Raw genomic sequence first — 16,463 nt, forward strand, 5'->3', positions numbered from 1 at the left:
GATGATCGGTCCCCGCCCCCGGAACCCGGAACATACCCGCATTATCGTCATCGGTCGAACTATACGACTTCTGCGCCTCATGAAAAGTATTCGCCATCACCGTGACGATCGCCTGATGATTCCGCAGAACATCCACCAGCTCAAGCGTCCGCTTACGATCGAACTTCTCGAACAACAACCCCATACTCGACAACGTCGTCACAGTCGGCCTGACCTTGCCGTGCGACCCATCCTTCTTATTGTCATACACCCACTCGAGCACCACGAAATCCCGCCCCGACGACTCGATCAACCCCAAAATATCAGCCACAAACGCTTGACACGCATCCACAAGCTTCCGCAACGCCCCCGCATCCACATTCAACAACTTCAACCGACCGTCCCGCGCACCCTTCAACAACCCAGACCACTCCGTCTGATCGAAACCAGGCCCACCCGACGACATCCCACTCCTACCCGTTCAGCCTCTCCTGGCGGACACCCAACCACGAGAGATCGGATACTGCTGGCCGTGCGCGATCCGAACCACCGTTCGGACACCTGCGGTTAACCATCGGGTAGATGAATGTGGACATCGCGCCCCGCTCGACAACGACACATGGCCGCACCGACACCTACCGAACCGGGGTGTTCCTGGCGCATGCGCCCCGGCGCGGGCGCGCGCTGATCGACCGGGAACCATACGGCCCGGTCGTGGACCGATGCCCACGAGCTCTGCCACCGGACGAGGATTCCCGGCGAGCCGGGTTGGGACGGCCATGCGCGCACGGACATTCTGTGCCGCAACGCCAACCACGTGATGGGGAAGCACGTTCACCACCGCCGAGGAATTCAGCTTGTCAGGCCGTGCACCTGCGGGGAAACAGCTCAGACGACCATGACCCGGCGCCCGCGCGTGTGACCGGCATGGCTGTCGATGTGCGCCGCCGCGGCCTCGGCGAGCGTGTACGACTTCTCGACCGGGATGTGGAGCTTTCCCCCCGAGATAAGGTCGGCGGCCTCGGCGAGTGCTTCCGACACGCTCCCGGCCACGCCGGAGAATCGGACACCGTGCTCGGGCGCACCGAGATCGGCGATGGAGATCACCTTCTGCGGATCTCCGGTCAGCTCGACGAGCTGACCGATCACGCCCGAGCCGGCCAGATCGAGAGCTGCGTCGACCTGGCCGAGCTGGCACACCCGCTCGACCCAGCCCGCGTCGTAGGTCGTGGCGAGGGCACCCAGGCCGCGGAGATAGTCCTGGTTCGCGGCCCCAGCGGTGCCGATCACCGTGATGCCGCGGACGCGGGCAATCTGCAGCACCGCGGATCCGACTCCCCCGGACGCACCGCTGACCAGCAGCGTCTGTCCGGACCGCACACCGACCTGGCCGATGATGCGCAGCGCTGTCTCCACCACGGAGGGGTACCCGGCCGCCTCTTCGAATGTCAGACCCTCGGGCATCCGGGCCCAGGCCGACAGCACAGCGAACTCGGCGTAGGTGCTCGAGCCTTCGCCGAACACGTGGTCGCCGATCGCGACTCCTTCGACGCCCACGCCGACCTCGTCCACCACCCCGGAGGCGTCGAGCCCGACTCCGGCGGGCAATTCGATCGGATGAGTCTTCTGGAACTGGCCTTCACGGACCCGCCAGTCGTGGGGGTTCACCCCCGCTGCCCGCACGGCGATGCGTACCTGACCGGGGCCCGCGTGGGGCTCCTCGGCGTCGACGAGCTGCAGAACGTCCGGACCGCCGAACTCGGCGAAGCTCACTCTCTTCATACGACCGAACATAACACTAACAGATAGTGTTTTGTAACCGTTGTGTATTTGCATCTGTTAGTGTTAAAGCATGACCGCGCCGCCCGGACGTCGTGAGCGCAAGAAGGCCGCGACCCGCCAGAAGATCGCCGACACCGCCCTGCGGCTCTTCCTGGAACGCGGGTACGACGCGGTGGGCATCCGTGACGTGGCCGCCGAGGCCGACGTAGCTGTCACCACGCTTTTCTCCCATTTCGCCTCGAAAGAGGCTCTGGTGTTCCAGCACGACGAAGACTTCGAGCAACGCCTCACGCAGGCGGTCACCGACCGGGCCCCACACGAGCCGCTCATCCCCGCGTTGCGCCACGAGATCCAGGCCCTGCTACGACATTGCGCGGCCGAAGGCGCTGCCCCGATCTGGCGCATGATCGACCGATCACCTGCCCTGCGGCAGTACGAGGAGTCGATGAGGCTGCGCCATGCCGAGTCGCTGGCAACAGCTATCGCAGCCGATCCCGACCTGGCACAGACCCCAACGGCCTGCCGGACAATCGCGAGGTTCGTGATCGACGCCTTCTCAATCGCCCGTGAGGCGGCCGATCCGGACGCCGCGGTCGACGAGATCTTCCGGATGATCGCGGCGGCCTGGAAGGTCACCGCTAGTTAGAGCGCGTTCGACCCCGGGTGGGTCACTTCTGAACCCAAGCGGACCAGACGGGTCAAGGTTCAGGTTCTGTCCCACTTTTCGTGATTGGCCCGCCGATTCGTCAGTTGCTCAGCAGAATTCGCTTTCGGAGTAGGTCAGGTTTGGCGCGGCCGAACATCTGGCGTTCGATCATCTTGATCCGGTTGACCGGGCCTTCGACCGGCCCGCTGTTCCATTGCAGTGACAGGCCGGCGGTGACGGCGTCCTGGTCTTGGCGCAGACCGCGGACGAAAGACTGCAGCGCAGGTTGGTCGTCCGCGTCGACGGCTTTCATCCAGCGCTCGAGGTCGCGCCCGCGAAGCTGGCAGAGGATGGTGGCGAACGATTGAACATGCCCGGCCAGGCACGCCAGTGCCGGGCTGAACGTCAGGATCGCGTCCAAGCGTTGAGTGTCGGCCGGATCGAGGGCGGCGGGGTCGGTCATGAGCCAGCCCACAACCCGCCTGACCGCGCGCGGCTTGATGACCGACTCGGCAACGGGCTGCCCGATCCGGAGCGGGCGCAGATAGGCGCGGACGAGGTTCGCGCGGCCTCGACAGCCGCGGGCGGTGATCTCGTCGAATAGCTGCGTGGCGTTCGTGCAGCCTTCGGCCCACCGCAGATGCAAGTAGGGCTTGAATTCGTCGAGCATGCTGGGCCGATAGCCGGTGCCATTGTTGACCAGAAGTTCTTCGGCCGTCGCGGCGCGAGCGAAGCGCCGGACCGTTCCGCGTGGCAGGCCCAGTTTCGTGCAGATCGCCCGGATGCTGTTGCCCTCGGCGATCAGCGAGTGGATTTCGGTGTGCCGCTGTCGGGTTCGGATGGCTGTGCGGTCGGCCCGCTCGCGCGGCTCCGGGACGGTAGTGGTCGGTTGTGCGGGGCCGGTGGCGATCTGCGGCTGCCGAGTGCCCTCGCCGGGGTCGGCGGAGACTGCCGCGCTCAGGTGGGTTCGGTGGCGCGCGACGGTTCGTTCGACCGCAGTGGCGAGGTTGTTCCAGATATGCCAGCGATCGGCGACCTGCAACGCGTCCGGTGCACAGACGGTCGCGCCGTCGGCGTAGGCGCCGGCGCGGTCTCGGCAAACGATCTCGACCCCTGGATGGTCTTGTAGCCAGGCCGCGAGGGTATCCGCTGTGCGATCACCGAGCACCTCGACCGGGCGGCGCGACTCGATGTCGATCAGGATCGTCCCGTAATGATGTCCGCGGCGCAGCGCGAAATCGTCCACCCCGAGCACTCGCGGCGTTGGTCGGACCGGATCCGGGCAACGCCCGGATCTGCCGCAACAGCGTCATCCGGCTCACCGAAATCGCCAGATGTCGGGTCAAACGAGCTCCAGCACGACCACCCAACGCCAACGCGGCTGCGCCCAACACTCGTTGCGATACCACAGTACGGCGAGCATGCCTGGCCGCCACGGCTGGGACCTGCTCGGCGAAAGTCTTTCGGCTGCAATCGGTATTGCCGCAGAACAGACGTCGGACCCGCAACCTGATCAACACTTCCCGGCCCGCGATCGCCGTGTCGGACAACCGACGCTGGTAACGGCTGTGCACCCGCGATGACGACACTGAACATCCGGGGCAGACGACCGGAACATCGCCGGTGGTGGCCTCGATCCGGACGACGCGACCGGCCACATGGACACCACCGACACGCAAACCGTCCAAATGCGGGAACAGCACTGCCATCAGCCCGAGATCAGAACACCAGCAACACAATCGATCATCAACCGCCCGAACACCGAGCGCCCCTATGCATAACGGACGGGTAGATCACGAAAAGTGGGACAGAACCAGCCTTCAGGCGGAAGCGACATGCAAGTGGTCCAAGCACATTGACGCCTGCGGGGGCTCATCCCGCTCGCGCGGGGAGCACCGGGCAGCCTCGCGGGTCATCTCGTCCATCTCGGGCTCATCCCCGCTCGCGCGGGGAGCACCACCACAGCGATTGCAGTGCTGATCCGGCCGGGGGCTCATCCCCGCTCGCGCGGGGAGCACGAGGCGCTCCTGTTCCCCAAGTACCGCCCGATGGGCTCATCCCCGCTCGCGCGGGGAGCACCAGCTCAGCGCGCCGCGTGGCGTAAGGATCGCGCGCTCATCCCCGCTCGCGCGGGGAGCACACGGGGTCGCCCCACCCCCGGGACCGGCCGCCGGGCTCATCCCCGCTCGCGCGGGGAGCACAGGCTGACAATATCCAAGCGGTGTTGGACAAAGGGCTCATCCCCGCTCGCGCGGGGAGCACTCGCCCGGTGCGCGCGGCCGACCCGGCATCGCGGGCTCATCCCCGCTCGCGCGGGGAGCACAAGGTGACATTCCCGAGCGTGAATCCGGTGTAGGGCTCATCCCCGCTCGCGCGGGGAGCACGCGTCCAGTCGCCGACAGTTCGTAGCTGAAGCGGGCTCATCCCCGCTCGCGCGGGGAGCACATGGTGATGAGCATATGCCGCCCCGGCGAGGTGGGCTCATCCCCGCTCGCGCGGGGAGCACTTAAGCGCTGGCAACGACTTGATTGTGTAGCAGGGCTCATCCCCGCTCGCGCGGGGAGCACAACGTGCGGGCGCTGGACAATCCAAACCACATGGGCTCATCCCCGCTCGCGCGGGGAGCACCACGAAGGCACGTCCCCGAGCGGTGAGAACACGGGCTCATCCCCGCTCGCGCGGGGAGCACCGATTCGTGCTCGGGCGGCATCTTCGCGATGCGGGCTCATCCCCGCTCGCACGGGGAGCACTACGGCTACCGCTACACCCCCGACGGGCACGTGGGCTCATCCCCGCTCGCGCGGGGAGCACCACCGCGGTCTCGTCGTCCACGCCTTCCTTGAGCAGGGCTCATCCCCGCTCGCGCGGGGAGCACCGAACTCTTCGGACCTGAGCGCATCGGCGTTCGGGCTCATCCCCGCTCGCGCGGGGAGCACAATTCGTGGGCGAAGTCGTACCACCAGACGCCGGGCTCATCCCCGCTCGCGCGGGGAGCACGTGTCCTGGCGCACCGTGTCGATGAGGGCACCGGGCTCATCCCCGCTCGCGCGGGGAGCACTGCGCTCTGGCGACCGACTGTTCCGGCAGTGGGGGCTCATCCCCGCTCGCGCGGGGAGCACCCAGTGCCCCGACCAGAGCTGTTCCCGCAATGGGGCTCATCCCCGCTCGCGCGGGGAGCACGCGACCTCGCTGACGGTGAGGGCCAGTTTCTCGGGCTCATCCCCGCTCGCGCGGGGAGCACCGCTCAGCTTTGATGCGTTCTCCGATGCCAGTGGGCTCATCCCCGCTCGCGCGGGGAGCACCGACGTATCGGCTCCCACCTGATGACGTCTCGGGGCTCATCCCCGCTCGCGCGGGGAGCACAGAACCAGGAACGCGAGATGTCAGTTACGCAGGGGCTCATCCCCGCTCGCGCGGGGAGCACGAGCTGCTGTTCGCCACCGGCGCGGGCACCGCGGGCTCATCCCCGCTCGCGCGGGGAGCACTCCGCCGGGCTACAGGCCGTTCTCGCGGGCGAGGGCTCATCCCCGCTCGCGCGGGGAGCACGCGGTGAGCTCGACATCGGTGCCGGGGATCGGGGGCTCATCCCCGCTCGCGCGGGGAGCACTTCGGCCCACCGATCTGCGGGATGTACCAGACGGGCTCATCCCCGCTCGCGCGGGGAGCACTCACGGCCATCGCGGACCGATAGCGCCCGCGGGGGCTCATCCCCGCTCGCGCGGGGAGCACGTCCGCTCACGTGGGGCAGCAGATCGGCGTTCAGGGCTCATCCCCGCTCGCGCGGGGAGCACTCGGCAGCTCGCACGGGCGCACCGCACCCACGGGGCTCATCCCCGCTCGCGCGGGGAGCACGGTGCCTTCGTCGCGCCGTCGATCGGTGTCGCGGGCTCATCCCCGCTCGCGCGGGGAGCACGAAATCGCACACAATGACGTGCACGTCGGATGGGGCTCATCCCCGCTCGCGCGGGGAGCACCGAGGCCGTCGTAAACCCAGTTCGCGGATATCCGGGCTCATCCCCGCTCGCGCGGGGAGCACACTAATTGACCTGGCTGTTTGTTGAGCGGGGAGCCGATTTTCATTCACTTTCAACCGATCTCTCGCTCGTCGAACAATCTCGCGTCGGCCCTGGGCCGCCCTGCACTTTGGCGCGAGCGGCACCCCACAAACAAAGTCCAGGGCTCACCCCGTGTGAGTGCTGAAACCTCTATTGGGCTGACCTCCCTCCGGACGCCGGGAGTTCGCCTGTACAAGGAAGGCGAACCGGCGGCGGCGGCGGTGCTCCTGCCACATCACAACCCATCCGCGCTGGACGCAAGTAGACATTGTCATGGCGCGAGTGGCCATTCCCTCATGAGGAGACCACCTTCCCCATCTTGCCAGCACCATGCTGTCTCGAGTCGACCAAATCCTGGAGAGCGGCCTGGCACCTTTGCGGGGCGACAACCATGCAACGACATCGAGTCGTCGGTTGGGCAGGCGCGCCTACCACTCCAAGTGCACCACGGCTCAGAGATGGACCTGCGCCGGAAGATGCCCCAACGAGGTCAATCGGGCGCGCCGGGTTGTGACCGTCTGCTCTGGTGTGCGCGCCGGTATCGGCTGGCTTTGCTCCAACCCGGTCGTGCTCCACCGGTTTTGGCGTCGCTGGTGTGGGGTCGGAGCATGAGGTGGATTCCGTCGATGTCGATCGGTTCCCAGTCATGGCGATGGGTTTTGAACGCGAGGCGTTGTTCGCCGCGGGTGGTGTGGATCATGATGGCGCGGCCGTCTTTGCAGAGCTCGACCACCCTCTGCCAGGCGAGGTCTCGCACGCGGGCACTGACGACCCCGACGAACACGCCGGGGCTGATCTCGAGGAACCAGCGGGTGAGGTGCCCGCGAAGCCCAGCCGGGCACGCGGTGAGAACCAGCACTACCACGGCGGGTCCTCGTCGGTGTAGGAGATTCCGGCCGCGAGATTGCCTTTGCGGTCCCACAGTTCCACGACGTCGCTGTCCCATTCCTCGGCGTCGCCGTGGCTGTCGGGCAGGAGCAGGGTGTAGATGTCGGAACAGCAGCGTGCCAGCAGGTTTCCGGCGTGGACCGCGTCGCGGACAGCGCGACGGGTGACTCCCCCGATGTCGTCGCCGCCTTCGGCTTCGACGGTGGCTGCGGCGTCGAACGCGGCCGGGATCGCATACTCGGCCTTGTACAAGTCGGCCAGGTCGAATACGAATGACCGCTCGTGACCTGTGTGGACGAATCCCAGTCCCGGTGAGCAGCCCAGAGCGACGATGACCGCGTGGGCGACTCCGTACAGGCAGGTGGTGGCTGCGGAGAGGGCTTGGTTGACCAGGTCGGAGGCGGCGAAGTCGTTCGGGTTGTAGTCGCGGCGTTGCCATTCGATGCCGGTGCGCTGGGCGTGTTCGTGGTAGACGCGGCGGACGCGGGCGCCTTCACGTCCACGCAGTTGCTGCATGGTCAGTCCGGTGACGTCCTCGCCGGGAAACCGCATCTCATACATCTGCCGGGCGACGCGCAGCCGGGTGGTCTGGTTCGATACGGCTGCTGCTTGGGCTTCGAGCAGGCGCGAGCTGCGTGCCAGGGACCGGCCGTGCGCGTAGTAGCGCACGCCGCGCTCGCCCACCCAGACGACGGTGGATCCGCTTTCGGCGAGCAGTATCATCGCCTGGTGGGTGACGCGGGTGCCCGGGCCGAGCAGCAGGGCGCCGATGGCTGCGGCTGGGATGTGGACGACTCCGCGTTCGTCGGTGGAGGTGATCGCGTTGGCATCGCGGTGCACGGTGGCGCGTTCGATGTAGATGAACGACAGGCGATCCCGTGCGCGGACGAGTTCACCGATCCGCGGCGGCCGCGCGCCGGGGATATCTTTCACGCCGGCGCCAGGGTGAGCAGCCCGCAGCCGTAGCCTTTTGCGCGGCCGATCCCACCGGCGAGGGCGCCACGCAGCCGCTGCGGGTCGGTGACCTGCAGGGTGCCTTCGAAGGTGGCGATCGACAACGACACCGTGTGGGAGTGGCGTTGGAAGGTGACCGATCTGCGGTCGGTGATGATGACGTCGGGTTCCTTGCTGTCACCGCTGACGCATTGCCCGAGCTCGAATCCGTGATCGGCGGCTTTGCGCTGCAGCCATTGCAGTTGGCCGCCGGAGTCGAGGCCGGTGGTTCGGCCGCGTTCGGTTGAGTCGTTGCGTTGACGATCCATGGCGCGGCGCACCGGATTGGCGGTGAGCCGGAAGTGCCATCGCTGTCCGGTGGCGAGGTCGTCGAGCAGGTCGCGGTAGTCGCGGGTGGCCCACGTAGTGGTGGTCGGCCAGCCGGCTTGCTCGACGATGTGGGTGAAGTCCGGCCGTGTCGGTGAGACGACGTAGAGGTGAATGGTGTTCTCGGCGCGGTCGATTCGCCACAGGATCCGACCGTTCTCGGTGGAGCCGGCGTCGTCGACGTGGTCGGAGGGAGGGAAGGAAGTCATCACCGCGGCGTGGGTGATCTGGGGCGAGGTGACGAACAGGCGAGTGCCTTTGCGCGCGGGGTTGAGCGGAATTCGCGACAGGTACATCAGGCGCCTCCCAGCGCGGCGAACGGGTCGTGGCGTTTGGTGCCCTCGGGGTTGGTGATCTCGACCGCACCGGTGACCACGCAACGCCACCCGTATTCGCGGCGTTCGGGATCGAAGTCCAGGGGTACGTCGCGGACGCGTTCTTGCAGGGCTTCGTCGGGGTCGCCGGGCAGCAGGTCGCGGTAGATCGGCAGGTGCACCGTGGCGGGTTGCCGTTTGCGGTACCAGGATGAGGCCTGCCACGGGGTGCCGGACAACGCGTTGGGCAAGGTCTGGTCGGTGATGTCGCCGATGACCAGTGGTTCGGTGACCGGGCAGGATCGGCGGCCGAGGTAGAGCGGGAAGGTGGGGGCCGCCAACGCGTCCCGGATCCCTTCCAGGAGCTGGCGGTCTCCGTGGATCGCGGCCACGAACACCGCGTCGGCGAGGTAGTAGCGGTAGGACAGTGGGTAGCTTTCGCGGCCGTCGAGGCTGCGCGCGACCTGGAAGTCGCGCACGAGTGTGCCCTGCTGGTCGATGCGGACCCCGAATCCGAGTTGAATCAGTTCGTCTTCGATCTGATCGGTGCGGCGTCGACCCTTGGCGGCGCAGATCAGGCCCAGCACCCCGCTTTTGGACGGGTACTGCTGGGTTTCGCGGCGGGTGAACCTACTTGCCACACCCCAGGACTGCAGGGGCGCAGCGAGTTTGAGCAGCAGAACGCTCACGATGCCACGCCGAGTGCGTCACGCACCTGAGCAGCGACCTGGTCGACCACCGAACTCAACGAGGCAGGGGTGGCCAGTTCGGAGAGGACCTCGAGTCCGTTGGCGGCGACAACGACATAGTTGGTTGCTTCGCTGGTGCCGTAGGCGGTTTCGAGGGCACGATAGCGTTCCAGCAGCTGTTTGGCCGCGCCTGCCGATCTGGCGGTGCCCAGTGCGTCGACCGGTGATTCGAACGCGGTCACCAGGTTCACCGGCTGATCGGTGCGCACGCTGACCACGACCGCGTCGGGCAGGGTGCGGTTGGCGAAGGTGTTCTGCTTACCGGTGGGCATGCTGCGCACGAACGCGGTCAGGAAGTTCGCGACCGCGACCGCGGTCGCTTCGTCGTCGCCGAGATTCTCGGCGAGCAGTCCGACGTTGACGGTGGCGTACCGGTACAGGGTGGAGGAGTTGAACTCGACCACGCCGATCATCCCGGCGCCGGCGTTGTCTTCGGGTGCGCGGTCGTCGACAGCGGTGAAGTAGTCGAACTCGTTGTTGACCGAGTGCACACTCAATGCGTGGGCGACCTGGGCGGCGGCGTCGACGTTGAGGTCCGCGGAGTCGGCCACCATGCGACCGAACAGGGCGACGTCGATGCTGTCGGCGCCGTTGGCGGCAGCTTTGGCCGCCGCCTTGTCCGACACCCCGGTCGTGGCGGTGTCGATCGCCAGCTGCGCGAGCCGATCGATCTGCGCCGCACTCAAAAACAGCAGATACTTGGACTGTTCGAGCAGATCGACCGGCTCGGCGGCGCTCTCTTCCTTGCCCTTCTTCTTCGCGGCCGGTTTCTCGAGTTTGATGCCGGCTTCCTTGATCACCTGCGCTGCCGCGGCCGCTGGGTCCTCCACGGCGGTGCCGATGCGTTCGGCGACCAGCTCCACGACCCTTTTGGTGCGCACACCCAAGGTCGCTGGATCGACCAGTTCGCCGAACATCTTGCGGGTGGCGCGTTTCCATGCCTGGCTCGACACCCGCGCGCGGCGCACGCCACCGTAGACCGCGGTCTTGGGGCTGCCGGTGTCGTCGCGGTTGATGTTGGACGGGGGGACGGTCTGCAGGATGTGGACGTCGACGAACATGCGGGTCACTGGTTGTCTCCGGTTTCAGAGGTAGCGGAATCGGTGGTCGATGCGGGATTGCGGTGGTAGTCGCGCCCCCACGAGAGCAGAACCTGATCGGCGTATCGCCCGGTGTCGAGCTTGTACAGATCGACCGCGAGACGGGCGTAGTCGAGCGGGATTTCGAATGCACGCAGCTGACCGATCAGCCCACGCAGGTGTGTCAATCGTGCGTCGTGGTCCTGGGCGGTGCCGATGACATGGAATCGGGACCGCACCGCGTCTTCGGCACCGGCGGAGGCGCCCAGGCGCCGCACCGCCCGTCCCAGGCTGCCGCGGTCGCGTCGATGCATCGGCTGGGTACGCGACTGTTGGTGCAGAGCATGCAGCGTCAGGGTGTGATGGACAGCCCGCTCCCACGCCGTCGATGCCCCGGCGCGTTCGTCGACATTCAACGAAGACGGGTCGCACAACACTTCAGGCATGTCTTTGAGCGTGAGCGCCCACAGCTCGGGCAGTCGGCCGACAGGGGTGCCGATACCGCGGCGGAGATTTGCCATGGCTGCCAGTGCGTCGCTGTCGCGGCGGCCGTATGCGGCTTGGCGTCCCGAAATACTGTGGTGGACATATTCTTCGAGAGCGTTGACCTTGTCGGTGTAGGTCGGTTGTGTCGAGGTCATGCGGGGTCTCCGTCGTCATGGGTGTGTTCGAAGGCGTTCGGCACGGCCTTGCGAAGCTGGGCCTGGTAGATCTGCGAGGCACGCCCGGAGTCGAGCCACCCGGTATCGGTCTGTCGTCCGACCCAGGCGGGCTTGCCAGCCGAGTTCAGGGCGTCGGCAGCGAGTTGGTCGATGATCGGGCGCACAATGCGATGCCAGGTGCGGATCTCGTCGTCGAAGGTGTCGTTGCGTGGATCCAGGCCGGCCAGCCACCGCCGGAATGGTGCTTCCAGCGCGAAGTAGCCTTCTTCGCGTGTCCGAGCCCGCGGCCCGTCCGGGTCGCCTCCGGCTGCGCGTGTCAGATTCGCTGCCAAGCCGCTCAACGCCGAGACTGCTTCCTCGGCGCTGTCGACAGCTCGAACAGCGCTTGAGCGCAGGGTGGGGTTGGACAGCAATCCGACACGGAACCCGATGGTGTCGTCGACGACCTCTCCGACGACGGATTGCTGGTTGATGTAGTGCATGCCCACCGCGTGCAAGCGAATCGGATGGGTGGGTTCCAGTACGTCATCGACCACCAGTCGCTGTGCCCAGTGCACGACACCGGCGGTGATGTCGTAACCCGCGGTCGGCTCGGGTTTGGCGAGGTCGTCGAGCATCGAGCTCATTCCCCGCCACAGTGACCGTTCCGGATCGTGGGGGCGGGGGTAATGCCGTGTCTTGCCGCCGGCCTTTTTGGTTTGGATGTCGCTGTAGCGCCAGCCGCTCATCGGTTCGAGCAGGTGCTGGTTGAACGGTTCGACAGGATCGCCGTTGCACAGCACGACACCGGTGACCTGGTTATCGTTGGCTACCAACCGGATTCGGCGGCTCTGCCAGGTGGCCAGGTCCGCCGGTCCCGTCGGCAACGGTTCGGCCCGCACGCCGGGGCCGTCGGGTTCGCGTTCCCACACCGGGAGATCGTCGGGGCGGTAACGCTGGCCGTTGATATCGAGCAGTACGAGGTTCAGCAGCAGTGTTTCGCGCAGGGTCGCGCCTTCGAGGAACACACCCCCCAACGCCCCGGCGAAGCCGACGCCGATGGGATAGCCCTTGTTGTTCTTCACCCGCGGGTCGTCGATCGCGCCGGTCTTGATGCCGGACGGGTCGAACCCGTGTGCGTGGACCAGCCATCGGGCGGCCTCGGCGAAGTCGATCTGCTGCAGGTGTCGGCCGGCGCGGGTGGTGAAGTATTTGACTCCGTTGGGCACGTCGGCGATCAGCTTGTCCAGCGGCCCGACCCCATCCCCGGCCGCTTTCAACGCGGCGACTTGGAAGAAGGGTGCCAGCGGGTCGAACAGCTCGAAGCGTGCCCGGTGGGTGTCGAGGTAGGTGTCGATCTCGGCGACCGGCAGGTCCTCGCGCTCCCACAGCGAGGCCCACACATCCACCGCCGACCCGGTCCGGTCGGCGATGCTGCGCCGTAGGATCGCTAGCAACACGCGCAGGATCGCGAACGATTGGGTGGGTACCTCTCCGACGATGCCGGACAGGTCCGGTGCTTGATGCATGACCTCACGCACGGAGAGCAGCTCGACTGTCGCCGACCGGTCGACGACCTCGATCCACGGGTCGTCGACGAGGTTCAATCCTGCTGTTGCCGTCGTCATCGCTGGGTGTCCGTTTCCTTCGTCGCTGCCACGTCCAGTCCCCGGATGGGGTCATAGGTCAACAGGTGCCCGGCCAACTCGGTGCTGAGGTCCTCGTCCAGTTCGAGAACGAGTTCGCCTGCCAGCCAATGTGATTGCTGCCAGCCCGGATAGAACGTGTCCTCGAGTGTCCGCAGCACTGTGTTCATCCGGTCGTAGCGGGTCAGGAAAGCGGGCAGCCGGATGGTGCACTGCGCCAGCGTTTTCGCCAGCCGCGGCTCGGGGCAGTCATCGGTGGGAACGACCCGGCCGCCCTCGTCCGGGATGTCCGGCAGCACGCGGATCTCGTCACCGACGCGCTGGACGACGATCGCTTCGATGCTGTCCTCGGCATCACGCACCTGTGCTTGACCACCGACACCGTCGGCATCGTCTCGCACCCCGGCCACCAGCCAGTCACGTATGGTCGGATTCTCGGTGTTCGGTGAGCCGAGCAGATAGTCACCGGCGCGTTTACGCTGATCGGCCACATGAAGCGCCCACGCGGCCTCGGCTTCTGCGAAGACCTCCTCCCAGCCGGCGGGAACAGCGAAACGATCGGCGTAGGCATCGGCCACCAGGGCGGGAATGTCAGCCGGAACGGTGATCCCCGGCGACTGCTTGGCGGTCAGTACCGCAGCCGCACACAGCAAACGCGCTCGGCCGTAGATCTTTTCACACCCTTTGTCCAGCTTCGGAGGAACCGGCGCCCAGTCCGCGCCGCGGACCCAGCAACGTGGACGGCTCACCCGTGCAGGGCGGCCCGAACGCAGGTGGCGGTGCAGCCGGCCGATCCGCTGCAGAATCAGGTCCACTGGCGCCAGGTCGGTCACCAGCAGATCGACATCGATGTCGAGGGACTGCTCGATCACCTGGGTACCGATGACAACCAACCGCTGGGGCCGATCACCGGTACCCGGCGGACCGAGCAGCCTGCGCAACCGCCTCTCATACCGTGCACGATCCACCGACACAAATCGCGAATGCAGCAGCAACACCTCACCGGCGTCGAACCCGCCGACTGCGGTCATCACATCGAACAAGTGCTGAGCGCGGGCAACCGTATTACACACCACCCCCGCAGTCCCACCCTCAGCGAGAACCTCCGCCATCCGACCGGTCAACGCCTCAGCGTCGTCATCGATGAAATCGACCTCGATACCGTCGATCGAACGGCCCGACGGCGACACTGCGCAGGACAAACCGGCATGAGGCCATACCGACACCGCGGGATAACCCACCGAGGCGGCATCGACAGGCTCCGACACGGCCGGGCGGCCACGCTGATAAGCATCCAGCAGGGCTGCACGCTGCGCCGGTGGCAGCGTCGCCGACAGCAACAGCACCGGAACCCGGTAGGCGCCAAGCCATTCCAGGACACGACACAGATAGGTCGACATGTAACTGTCGGCGGCGTGAACCTCGTCGATCACCACGACCTTGTTCGCCAAACCCAGATGCCGCAGCATCACGTGACGGGACTTGAGCGCACCTCGCAGGACCTGATCGATCGTGCCCACAACGAAATTGGCCAGCGGCCCCTTCTTACCGACGAACCAGCCATGGGCAAGCACAGCGCTGTCATCGCAGTCCGACCCGATATCGACAAAGCTCTGCCGCTTCAGCTGCGCATACTCCTCGTTCAACGCCGCCTTGCCGTGCGCCAGCACCATGCTGCCGGGCCTTCCCGACACCTCGTCAACCCACTGACGCACCCTCGCGAACATCGCATCCGAGGTCGCCATCGTCGGCAACGCGATGAAAACTCCACCGGCGCCGAACCTTTCAGCAAGAACCTCGGCGGCAAGCAACGCGGCTTCGGTCTTCCCCTCCCCCATCGGCGCCTCGACGATCAGCAATCCCGGCTCCGGCAACTCACAAGCGATCCGCAGGCATTCCTCCTGCAGGGGCCGCATCGGATCCTCACGCGCGAACCGCGACCGGAACAACTCCTGCCGGGCAGCCGTCGAATCCGTAGCCGCCCCGGCCGGGGACCAAGCCGCAGGCAAACCCAGCAGTTTCCACGCCTTCGCGGCTTCGATACTCGACGCCCGCTCACTATCCAGCGGAAACAGCTCTTGGTTGCTCGCGATCCAATCGGTCACGATCACCGCCGCCGTCAACAACACCTGCTGCATGATCGACAACCGGACCCCGGCCCAATCAGCCACCCGATCCGCAGCACCGGTCCGTTCGGTCACGAACTCGATCAGCTCGCTGCGAGCATCAGCCCACTGCTGCCCACCCCACAACGAACGCCCGCCAGTGTTGGCAGCCTGAATCTGCCCCACCGTCGGCGGGACACCATGATGGCTACCGACCACCACCGCATACGTCGCTGCCACCCGCTTCGACCAACCCAGCCCGACCAGGAACTTCTCCACAACAATCTGCCCGGCCAGCCCGTGCGGCAACAACTTCCGATCCACCGGCACACCCGCCGCCGGCAACCCGTGATCATGCATCACATCGAACAACTCCGGGACCTGACACGCGAAACACGGGGTCAGCTTGCCCACGTCATGCAAACCCGCGAGCCAGCAGAACAACACCCGCGCATCCAACAAGCCCCCAGGCAGACCACCAGCCAGCAACAACCGAACATGCTGCGGCAACCAGTGATCCCACACCAAACCCGCCACCGCCGCCGAATCAGCCGAATGCCGAAAAAGCGACAGACTGCCACCAGCACGATCACTCTTAGCCCACGCAGACAGCACCGCCGACGAAACCATCACTCCCCTTCCGCGAACCCACCCGACCAACGCGAGAGCCGACCATACCCAAACCCACCGACAGCTACACGCGCCCACAAGAATTCGTCGGAAAGCCGCTACTCGCGCAGGCCATGTAACGCGAGAGGTCCGTCCTACCAGGGCTCATCCCCGCCCGCGCAGGGAGCACGATCAGGCAGCGGAAAGCGCTGTCCGACAGCGGGGCTCATCCCCGCTCGCGCGGGGGAGCACGTCGATGACACCTACCCGCACAAGGTGCTCTCGGGCTCATCCCCGCTCGCGCGAGGAGTACGTGGCGCGCTCGTTAGCGGTGCCGCGCCACTTGGGCTCATCCCCGCTCGCGCGGGGAGCACGCGTTGCACGACACCAATGTTCGTTTTGCCGAGGGCTCATCCCCGCTCACGCGGGGAGGACAAGTCGTTGCCGGGGTTGGTGAACCACATGAAGGGCTCATCCCGGCTCGCGCGGGGAGCACCGTCGCCGAGGTGGTGGACCTGTGACGCTGCTGGGCTCATCCTCGCTCGCGCGGGGAGCACACCTCGCCGCCCCGGCGGACCAAGGTGCGCCGGGGCTCATCCCCGCTCGCGCGGGGAGCACGCATTCGCCGCCGGACTCGGTGTCGGCGTGCT

At 66.6% G+C, this 16,463-nt stretch carries 13 protein-coding genes and 1 CRISPR repeat array; of the genes, 1 reads left to right on the forward strand and 12 read right to left on the reverse strand.

Going from position 1 to position 16,463, the window contains the following annotated elements:
• Together NL1_RS33360 and NL1_RS33365 are read right to left on the reverse strand one after the other, a co-directional pair.
• Window positions 1-373 (reverse strand): hypothetical protein (locus tag NL1_RS33360; RefSeq protein ID WP_156095161.1); only part of this gene is annotated, 373 nt, incomplete at its 3' end.
• 494 nt (window positions 374-867) lie between these two features.
• Window positions 868-1,761 carry an NADP-dependent oxidoreductase gene (locus tag NL1_RS33365; protein WP_067848222.1) on the reverse strand — a complete coding sequence of 298 codons (894 nt, stop codon included), beginning with the start codon at window positions 1,759-1,761 and terminating at the stop codon, window positions 868-870.
• Between the two features lie 70 nt (window positions 1,762-1,831).
• On the opposite strand from NL1_RS33365, the gene NL1_RS33370 reads away from it, so the two are divergent.
• Complete coding sequence (locus tag NL1_RS33370; RefSeq protein ID WP_067848225.1) at window positions 1,832-2,407, forward strand: TetR/AcrR family transcriptional regulator; 576 nt, start codon at window positions 1,832-1,834, stop codon at window positions 2,405-2,407.
• A 100-nt stretch (window positions 2,408-2,507) separates the two neighbouring features.
• Here the strand turns inward: NL1_RS33370 and NL1_RS33375 are convergent, their stop codons facing one another.
• The 10 genes from NL1_RS33375 to NL1_RS33415 all read right to left on the reverse strand — a co-directional run bounded on the left by NL1_RS33375 (window position 2,508) and on the right by NL1_RS33415 (window position 15,834).
• Window positions 2,508-3,662, reverse strand: coding sequence for an ISL3 family transposase (locus NL1_RS33375; protein ID WP_245673703.1), 1,155 nt, complete (start codon window positions 3,660-3,662; stop codon window positions 2,508-2,510).
• Window positions 3,565-4,116: a transposase family protein gene (locus NL1_RS39820; RefSeq protein WP_245673704.1), complete on the reverse strand. Its 552-nt coding sequence runs from the start codon at window positions 4,114-4,116 to the stop codon at window positions 3,565-3,567. The genes NL1_RS33375 and NL1_RS39820 overlap by 98 nt, the downstream gene beginning before the upstream one ends.
• A 219-nt stretch (window positions 4,117-4,335) precedes the next feature.
• Window positions 4,336-6,443: a CRISPR direct-repeat array (repeat unit 29 nt; unit sequence GGGCTCATCCCCGCTCGCGCGGGGAGCAC).
• 509 nt (window positions 6,444-6,952) lie between these two features.
• The gene (cas2e, locus tag NL1_RS33380) at window positions 6,953-7,327 is read right to left on the reverse strand and encodes a type I-E CRISPR-associated endoribonuclease Cas2e (protein WP_067848228.1); all 375 of its coding nucleotides are present in this window, start codon (window positions 7,325-7,327) and stop codon (window positions 6,953-6,955) included.
• The gene (cas1e, locus tag NL1_RS33385; RefSeq protein WP_067848231.1) at window positions 7,321-8,283 is read right to left on the reverse strand and encodes a type I-E CRISPR-associated endonuclease Cas1e; all 963 of its coding nucleotides are present in this window, start codon (window positions 8,281-8,283) and stop codon (window positions 7,321-7,323) included. The genes cas2e and cas1e overlap by 7 nt, the downstream gene beginning before the upstream one ends.
• Window positions 8,280-8,966: a type I-E CRISPR-associated protein Cas6/Cse3/CasE gene (gene cas6e, locus NL1_RS33390; protein ID WP_067848234.1), complete on the reverse strand. Its 687-nt coding sequence runs from the start codon at window positions 8,964-8,966 to the stop codon at window positions 8,280-8,282. Before cas6e ends, cas1e begins: the two co-directional genes overlap by 4 nt.
• A complete protein-coding gene (cas5e, locus tag NL1_RS33395) occupies window positions 8,966-9,673 on the reverse strand; it encodes a type I-E CRISPR-associated protein Cas5/CasD (RefSeq protein WP_067848237.1) in 708 nt (235 codons plus the stop codon). Before cas5e ends, cas6e begins: the two co-directional genes overlap by 1 nt.
• Window positions 9,670-10,794, reverse strand: a complete 1,125-nt coding sequence (gene cas7e, locus NL1_RS33400; protein ID WP_084511318.1) for a type I-E CRISPR-associated protein Cas7/Cse4/CasC — start codon at window positions 10,792-10,794, stop codon at window positions 9,670-9,672. Before cas7e ends, cas5e begins: the two co-directional genes overlap by 4 nt.
• A 5-nt stretch (window positions 10,795-10,799) precedes the next feature.
• The gene (gene casB / locus NL1_RS33405; RefSeq protein ID WP_067848242.1) at window positions 10,800-11,453 is read right to left on the reverse strand and encodes a type I-E CRISPR-associated protein Cse2/CasB; all 654 of its coding nucleotides are present in this window, start codon (window positions 11,451-11,453) and stop codon (window positions 10,800-10,802) included.
• Window positions 11,450-13,081: a type I-E CRISPR-associated protein Cse1/CasA gene (gene casA / locus NL1_RS33410; protein WP_067848244.1), complete on the reverse strand. Its 1,632-nt coding sequence runs from the start codon at window positions 13,079-13,081 to the stop codon at window positions 11,450-11,452. The genes casB and casA overlap by 4 nt, the downstream gene beginning before the upstream one ends.
• Complete coding sequence (locus NL1_RS33415) at window positions 13,078-15,834, reverse strand: CRISPR-associated helicase/endonuclease Cas3 (RefSeq protein WP_067848245.1); 2,757 nt, start codon at window positions 15,832-15,834, stop codon at window positions 13,078-13,080. The genes casA and NL1_RS33415 overlap by 4 nt, the downstream gene beginning before the upstream one ends.
• Window positions 15,835-16,463 lie beyond the last annotated feature (629 nt).

Origin of the sequence: Nocardia lijiangensis NBRC 108240 (assembly GCF_001613045.1) — a bacterium.
GTDB lineage: Bacteria > Actinomycetota > Actinomycetes > Mycobacteriales > Mycobacteriaceae > Nocardia > Nocardia lijiangensis.

Coding starts and splice junctions, on each gene's coding strand:
- NL1_RS33370 (WP_067848225.1), top strand. CDS start 1,832: ATGACCGCGCCGCCCGGACGTCGTGAGCGCAAGAAGGCCGCGACCCGC.
- NL1_RS33365 (WP_067848222.1), bottom strand. CDS start 1,761: ATGAAGAGAGTGAGCTTCGCCGAGTTCGGCGGTCCGGACGTTCTGCAG.
- casB (WP_067848242.1), bottom strand. CDS start 11,453: ATGACCTCGACACAACCGACCTACACCGACAAGGTCAACGCTCTCGAA.
- cas7e (WP_084511318.1), bottom strand. CDS start 10,794: ATGTTCGTCGACGTCCACATCCTGCAGACCGTCCCCCCGTCCAACATC.
- cas6e (WP_067848234.1), bottom strand. CDS start 8,966: ATGTACCTGTCGCGAATTCCGCTCAACCCCGCGCGCAAAGGCACTCGC.
- NL1_RS39820 (WP_245673704.1), bottom strand. CDS start 4,116: ATGGCAGTGCTGTTCCCGCATTTGGACGGTTTGCGTGTCGGTGGTGTC.
- NL1_RS33415 (WP_067848245.1), bottom strand. CDS start 15,834: ATGGTTTCGTCGGCGGTGCTGTCTGCGTGGGCTAAGAGTGATCGTGCT.
- casA (WP_067848244.1), bottom strand. CDS start 13,081: ATGACGACGGCAACAGCAGGATTGAACCTCGTCGACGACCCGTGGATC.